Origin of the sequence: Kitasatospora sp. GAS204B, from assembly GCF_029892155.1 — a bacterium.
Classification (GTDB): domain Bacteria; phylum Actinomycetota; class Actinomycetes; order Streptomycetales; family Streptomycetaceae; genus Kitasatospora.
In genome coordinates, this window is the sequence record NZ_JARZAG010000061.1 from 1 (window position 1) to 7,117 (window position 7,117).

Consider the following 7,117-nt stretch of genomic DNA (forward strand, 5'->3'; position numbering starts at 1 on the left):
GCGGTGCTGAAGGTGGCCTGGCCGCTGCCGTTCAGGGTGGCGGTGCCCAAGGTGGTGGTGCCGTCCTTGAACGTCACCTGCCCGGTCGGCACGACAGTGGAGCCGGACGGTCCGGCCACGGTGGCGGTGAACACCACGTTCTGCCCGGACGAGGAGGGGTCCGGGACGGCGGACAGTGTGGTGGTGGTGGCCTGCACGTTCAGCGTCAGGGTGAACTGGTGGCTGGCGGTCTGTGCGGGGTTGGCGCTGTCGGTGACGGTGACGGTGACGGTCACGGCGGGGGCGCCCGTGGAGGGGGCGCCGGACAGGACACCGGTGGTCGGGTCGATGGTGACGCCCGCCGGCAGGCCGGTGGCGGTGAAGGTGTAGGGGCTGGTGCCGCCGCTGGGCGCACCGGTGGTGGTCGGGGCGCTGTAGGCGCTGCCGATGGTGGCGCCCGGCAGGCTCGCGGCCCACGGCACGTTCAGGAGCGCGAAGGTGACGGGACTCGAGGTGAGGCTGGTGGCACCGGCGGCGTTGGTCGCCGTGACCGTGAACGTGTACGTGTCACCGGGCGTCAGGCCGGTCACGGTCAACGGGGAGCCGGCGCCCTGCGCGCTCTGGCTGCCGTTGGCGGGATTGGTGGTGTCGGTGGCGGTCACCGTGTAACCGGTGACATGGGCGGAGGTGCTGGGGGTGAAGGACACCGTCGCCTGACCAGCGCCCGCGGCACTCGCGCTCGCCCCGGACGGGGCCGCCGGCGCCGGCGGCACCGCCACCCCGGACGGGACGTTCAGGTTGGTGGCCGGGACGGTGGTCTGCGCGCCGCCGGGCGTCACCTCCACCACCCGATTGTGGCCGCTGTCGCCGATGAACAGGTCCCCGGCTCCGTCCACCGCCAACCCGTCCGGGCTGCTCAGGTTGGTGGCCCCGACGGTGGTCTGGGTGCCGCCGGGCGTCACCTTCACCACCCGATTGTTGCTCTGATCGGCGATGTAGACGTCCCCGGCGGCGTCCACCGCCACCCCAGTCGGGACGTTCAGGTTGGTGGCCCCGACGGTGGTCTGGGTGCCGCCGGGCGTCACCTTCACCACCCGATTGTTGCTGGTGTCGGAGATGAAGACGTCGCCGACGGCGTCCACCGCCACCCCCACCGGGTTGCTCAGGTTGGTGGTCGGGACGGTGGTCTGGGTGCCGCCGGGCGTCACCTCCACCACCCGATTGCGGCCCTGGTCGGCGATGTAGACGTCCCCGGCCCCGTCCACCGCCACCCCGGACGGGAGGCTCAGGCCGGTGCCGACGGTGGTCTGGGTGCCACCACCGGCCGGCACCCTCACCACCCGATTGTTGAACGCGTCGGCGATGTAGACATCCCCGGCCGCGTCCACCGCCACCCCTAACGGGTGGCTCAGGCCGGTGACGACGGTGGTCTGGGTGCCGCCGCCGGCCGGCACCTCCACCACCCGATTGTTGTTGGTGTCGACGATGAACAGCGGTGCGCTGCCCGGGACCGGGGCTGCGGCCGCGGCCGGGGTCGCGGTCAGCATCGTCAACCCCGCCCCACTCAGACACGCCGCCAGCAACACCGACATCGAACGTCGCACAACCCTACGGCCGACCGGCGCACCGGGGACCGCGCCGGGCGCACCCGCATTCACGTCATCGAACACGTCAACACTCCTGGAAGTAAAGGTGCCCCGGGCCGTGGACCGGCCGCGGAGAGAGCGGGAACAGCGCGCGGCACCACCGGGCCGGCGCCGAACTCAGGCCCGACCTGATCCCAGCCCCGCACAGGGCCGCGGTCCTGGCACGGGAGCGAGAGCGCACCCGTACCTGAGAAGCCATCACCACAACGCTCATGACGCCACCACCCACCCAGCCGCCCACCCGGCCCACAGGGACCCCCACCAACATCCACCAGGCCGCTCGCACCGGCCGTGCGACTGTGCAGCGTTGTCGGCGCCCGCCGGGTGGATGCCCCGCCGGGATCGGCGCTCGCCGCTGGTCGGCCGTGCGCCGTCGCAGGGTGGATTTCTGGGCGGGCGCGGTGTCCGAGGTGACGCGCTGGTCTCGCGGTCGGCGTGGAGCGGGCCAGGCAGGCCACCTTGTCGGCGGGTGGGGGCTGGTGGCCGGCCAGGTGGAGGTGGTCGCGCTCGTGGTCGGACAGGCGCAACGCCCGGGCCAGCGCGCCGAGTAGTTGGACCGAGGGCTGCCTGCTGGGGCCCTGCTCGAAAGGTCCCGCACTGGACCCGGAAAGCACCGCGCGTCCGACACCCGGCAGGTCGTTCCCGCCCGCGAGGGCCAGGGCGTCGTCCACAACGACAAGTGCCAGGCTGTCACAGGCTTCTGGGCCAGCCCGGACGACGGCAGGACTCTCACCAACTCCAAGAACCTCGACATCGACCGCCTGGTATCCGTACCCGCGACAGCGTGGAGAGCAATACCTGCTGTTGAAGCCGTGAGCGGCGTGTCATCTACGGACAGCGGACGCCTGGGAGCGTCAGGACGTGTCTGGCACATAATCAGCGGCGTGCTGGTCCTGGGCGATGGGTCATGGCCTTGCTGTGGCGGTGGAAGCCAGCAATGCTGAGCCGATGCCAGGGCAGCGGAAGAGAAAGCGTCAGCGGCGGGACGATATGCGGCGGGCTGCCGCTCGCTTCGCGCCCGACGCGGGCCGCTGGGAGGTGCTCTGCGAGACCCGAGACGAGTCGAAGTGGCGCGATCACCTACCGACTGAGCATCTTCGTGCCGGCCCCCCGCGCCCGATCAGGGCCAGGACCGCGCCCATCATTGATCTTGTGGCAGGCAGAGGTGAGCTGACGGCCGCGTCAGTCGCTGGTCGCCCCCGTCGTGGGGTGGACCGTGACGTGACCGGCCTCCTGACGCTCCACCAGACGCCGCACAACCAGCGCACGCGGCAACCCCCGGCCCACACGCCCACCAGCGTCGCCGTGTTCTCCCATACCAGCGATCAAAGCGGCGTTCCACCAGCGGCGGCATCAAATCCCTCGAACCCGGGACAGCGCCACGTGCGGGTCAGACAAAGAACCCACGTCAGCAAAACGGAGCGCTGGTCTCTCACCCAACGACAGTCACCCGTGACCACTGCCACCCACAGCACGACCAGCCTGACCAGCAAACCTGGACCACCGCCCCGGAAAGCACTACCGACTCTCACCATCACTGACACCACAGCGAGAAATCGCACCGCCGATCGAGGGCCCACCACCGGCAAGACCCACCAACCCTGCTGGAGGTCGGCCGCGCCTTGCCACCTGGTCGAAGCGGCCCGCAACGGACCACTGCCTGGCCAGGTGCCCGTCGCCTACCTTCGGGTCCCGCCCGGCGCCAGCGCCAAGACCCTCGCTCCAAGAATCGGTGAGTTCTCAGCGGCTATACCCAACCTTGATCAGCACGTGGGCCCGGTGTCACGCGCGCCCGCGTATGTTCACGCACGTCGGCGGTCCGGGTACGTGTCCGGGCCGTAGGGGGACGGGCCCGCCAGTACTGTGCCGGGGCCCGGGCCGACGCGGATCCGGGCGCGGCACGCCCCCCTGTTCCGTTCCCCTGCCCCCGTTCTCGTGCAAGGGACCTGTCCGTTGACCATCCACAACGCCCTTCCTCGTGCCCGTGCGGCCGCGGCTGTCGCTGGCGCCGCACTCGCGCTGGCCGCCGTCCTGCCGGCCACCCCCGCGTCCGCCATCGGCGGCGGCTTCGGTAACCCCACGTCCAGCACCCTGGTCAACGTCCACTCCGGTAAATGCTTGGAGATCGCCGACTGGCGCACCGACGTTGGAGCGCCGGCTCGTCAATGGGACTGCACCTGGGGCGGGAATCAGCACCGGAACTACGTCGGCACGCTTGGCGACCGAGGCGAGCTCGGCATCGCCAACCTTAACTCGGCGCTGCTTCTGGAGATCGCCAACTGGCGCACCGACAACGGGGCCCCGGCCCGCCAGTGGCCAGGCTCATGGGTCGGCGTCGCCCAGGCCAATCAAGCCTGGATCACCGCCATCAAGCGATACTGACCCACAGGGTATTGACCGCTGCCCAGGGCAGCGGCTCCGAAGGCGTTACGGCCCGAACCGATCCGATGTCCCTTCCCGGCTTGGGGAGAGCGTCCGGAGCGGGGCTCCGGCCCGAACACCTCTTCAGCTCGGTATGCGGTCACGCGCCCCACGACCAGGCCGGCTGTCAGGTTCGGCTCTCGGGAGGTGGAGTCGCAGCAGCCAGGGGGTGGTTGACGTACGGTCCGGCGGGGGCGAGGGCCGCGAGGTGAGCGTGCCCCACTCGTTGGCCTCGGTGACGCAGGAGGGCTGACAGGATTGCACGCGTTGGCCGTCGGCGCTGCCGCGACTGCGGCAGTGGAGGAGTTCCCCGGCGCCCACGCGAACGACGCCACCGTCCACCGCCGGCCATCGCCTGGGTGGCCGCGCACGGCGAGGACATCGTGCCGCTGGTCGGCGCGGCACCCGTGAGCGGCCGGCCGAGGCGCTGCCCGCGATGAAGCTGCGCCTCAGCGCGGACGACCTTGCCGAGATCGAGAAGGCGGTGCCGCGGGGTGCGGCACGCGGCGACTGGTACCCGGCCGCGTTCATGTCCGGCCTCGGCGCCGGCAACTGAGTCCGGGCCGGGCGCAGGAGCCGCCCGCCCGCCGGAGGGTGGACGGCCCGCTCGCGCCCCTCAGACCTCCTCGTCCGGACCCAACTCGTGCAGGCCCGTGCCGGCATGAGCGCCACTGGCCGTGTTCACCACACCCGCCCTCGACTCCAACGTGGTGGCACGGGCGTAGATGCCGGCGAAGCCGCGCTGCGCTCCGAAGATCCCCCAGACCACCAGCCAGGGCACCAACTCGCCCCGCTCATCGGGGAAGTACTCCGGCAGCGGATCGACCCGGCGCTGGATCAGGTACGGGCCGTCCAGACCAGCGGTGACCTGCTCGCGCCACATCTGCGCACTGACCTGCTCCTCCCAGCCCAGCAGCACGCCCTGACCGCCGTGCAGCAGGGTGGGCTTGAGGACCAGGTCCTCCTGATGGGCCAGCACGTAGTCGAGCATCTCGACCTGCTCGCCGTTCTCCAGGGTCACCTTCCCCGCGCGCAGCATCCTGGTCCACGGCAGGATCCGGTCCAGGCTCACCCGTTCCTGCTCGGTGAGCAGGTGGCGGTTGCGCTCGTCGGAGAGCATCGCCAGCGCGCCCTTGCTGGCGAAGGCCTCGGAGTCCATCGGGGTGAAGATCTTCACCTGGCCGGCCGCGGCGGCGTCCAGCACCGGGTCCAGCAGTGCGGCGGCCTGCGGCGACTCCAGCAGGTCCTCGATCAGGAAGAGCCGCTGGATGATGTCCACCTTCAGCTCGCCGAGCCAGACGGCGCCGTCGCGCACCTCCAACTCGCCGACGTGGCAGCCGTGCGCGTTCATCCCGCGGGTGCGCCAGTGGTCCACCACGAGGGCGATGTAGGGCGCCAGGTCGACGTAGCTGGAGGGCCAGTCGACGATCACCACCACCGGGTCGTCATCCGGCGCGAAGCCGGACTCGGCCACGATGTCGTGCAGCTTCTCGGTGGTGGGATCCGCGTAGGTCAGCCGGTGCTTGTCGGCGAACTCCCCCATCAGCGGGTGCTCCAGCAGCGCCCGCGACATCTCGCCCACGTCGACGCCGCCCAGCGCGCTGCCCATGTTGTACTCGAGGAGCTTGAAGCCCGACTCGTCGACGTACATGTCCGCGCGGATCTGCTTGGTCACCGCGGCGCCCCGGCTGCGCAGGATCGCCGAGACCTGGACGTCGTCCATCCCGACCGCCCGGGCGAAGGCGCCCAGGTCCCCGCCGAACAGCCGCTCGGGCAGGCTGGTCAGGGCGGTGTGCAGGTTCTCCAGGTCGCCCTGCAGTCGCACCTTCTCCTGATGGCCGAGGAAGAGCGGGCGGGAGAGGAACCTGCTCTTGTAGAAGGCGACCAGCATGTCGTTCTGCGGCTGGTCGCCGATCAGTTCGGAGGCGACAGCGCCGCGCTCGCGCACGCTGTCGAGGAAACTCGCCGTCAGTTCAGCGCGATCCGTCACGGTGATGGGCCTTTCCCCTGCGGGTGTCCAGCGGGTGTCCAAGCGATGTTCGGGGCGGTTCAGCGGTCACGCAGTTCCAACGTGCAGCACTTGACGCTGCCACCGGCCTTGAGGAGTTCGGACAGATCCACCCCCAGCGGGTGGAAGCCGCGCTCCTTGAGCTGCTCGATCAGCCCCGACGCGGCCTGCGGCAACAGCACGTTACGCCCATCCGAGAAGGCGTTCAGGCCGAACGCGGCGGCGTCCTCGGCGGTGGCCAGGATCGCGTCGGGAAACAGCGCCTCGAGCACCGCCCGGCTGCCCGGGGTGAACGCCTCGGGCCAGTACATGATCTCGGTGTCGGAGAGCACCGACAGCGCGGTGTCCAGGTGGTAGTGGTTGGGGTTGACCAGGGTCAGCGAGGTGACCGGCACGCCGAAGAACTCCTGGGCCTCGGCGTGTGAGCGCTGGTCGGTGCGAAAGCCCGTACCCGCCAGGATCCGGCGGCCGACCGGGAGGTAGTCGCCCTCCCCCTCGTTGATGAACTCCGGCCACAGCACGTCCTGGTAGCCGTTCTCGACGAACCAGGACAGGTAGGCCGGTCCCTCCGCGGTGCGCTCGGCGTGCCGGAACCGGGCGCCGAGCACCTTGCCGTCCACCATCGTCGCGCCGTTGGCCGCGAAGACCATGTCGGGCAGGCCCGGCACCGGCTCGATCACCTCGACGGTGTGACCGAGCGAGATGTACAGCTCGCGCAGCCGCTCCCACTGCAGCAACGCCAGCCCGCTGTCGACCGGCTTCTCGGGGTGCATCCACGGGTTGATCGAGTAGTACACGTCGAAGTGCTGCGGCCGGCACATCAGCAGCCGGCGCGGGATGGCCACTCTGCTGGCGTGGGCCTCGCGGTCGGCTCCGATGACGTCGGTGTACGGCATTACTGGTTCTCTCCTCAGATGTGGACGAGCCGATGGGTGACGGCTCGCCAGCGACAGGGCCGACGGCCCCGGGCCGGCCCCGGGCAGGGACCCCTTGTACGGGACCCGACCCGGGCCGGTCGGTCGTTCAATCGTTCAGTCGTTGGGTCGGTCGGTCCAGGGCCTAG

General features: G+C 70.5%; 4 protein-coding genes and 2 pseudogenes. 2 read left to right on the forward strand and 4 right to left on the reverse strand.

The window, feature by feature from the left end:
- On the reverse strand, nucleotides 1–1,526 hold a 1,526-nt coding region (locus tag P3T41_RS36610), incomplete at its 3' end, for a putative Ig domain-containing protein (RefSeq protein WP_280694985.1).
- A 536-nt stretch (nucleotides 1,527–2,062) separates the two neighbouring features.
- A pseudogene (locus P3T41_RS36615) lies at nucleotides 2,063–2,260 on the reverse strand (transcriptional regulator); the annotation flags it as partial.
- Nucleotides 2,261–3,578: 1,318 nt separating this feature from the next.
- On the opposite strand from P3T41_RS36615, the gene P3T41_RS36620 reads away from it, so the two are divergent.
- Both P3T41_RS36620 and P3T41_RS36625 read left to right on the forward strand, forming a co-directional pair.
- A complete protein-coding gene (locus P3T41_RS36620; RefSeq protein WP_280694986.1) occupies nucleotides 3,579–4,007 on the forward strand; it encodes an RICIN domain-containing protein in 429 nt (142 codons plus the stop codon).
- A gap of 386 nt (nucleotides 4,008–4,393) precedes the next feature.
- Nucleotides 4,394–4,602: pseudogene (locus P3T41_RS36625) on the forward strand (aldo/keto reductase); the annotation flags it as partial.
- Nucleotides 4,603–4,662: 60 nt separating this feature from the next.
- On the opposite strand, the gene P3T41_RS36630 reads toward P3T41_RS36625, so the two are convergent.
- Both P3T41_RS36630 and ddaH read right to left on the reverse strand, forming a co-directional pair.
- Nucleotides 4,663–6,036 (reverse strand): hypothetical protein, encoded by a 1,374-nt coding sequence (locus tag P3T41_RS36630; protein WP_280694987.1) that lies wholly within the window; start codon nucleotides 6,034–6,036, stop codon nucleotides 4,663–4,665.
- A 59-nt stretch (nucleotides 6,037–6,095) separates the two neighbouring features.
- On the reverse strand, nucleotides 6,096–6,950 hold the full coding sequence (gene ddaH, locus P3T41_RS36635) for a dimethylargininase (RefSeq protein ID WP_280694988.1): 855 nt from the start codon (nucleotides 6,948–6,950) through the stop codon (nucleotides 6,096–6,098).
- Between the last annotated feature and the right edge of the window lie 167 nt (nucleotides 6,951–7,117).

Excerpts from the sequence above, each read along its gene's own strand:
- ddaH (WP_280694988.1), bottom strand. The coding sequence starts at position 6,950 with ATGCCGTACACCGACGTCATCGGAGCCGACCGCGAGGCCCACGCCAGC.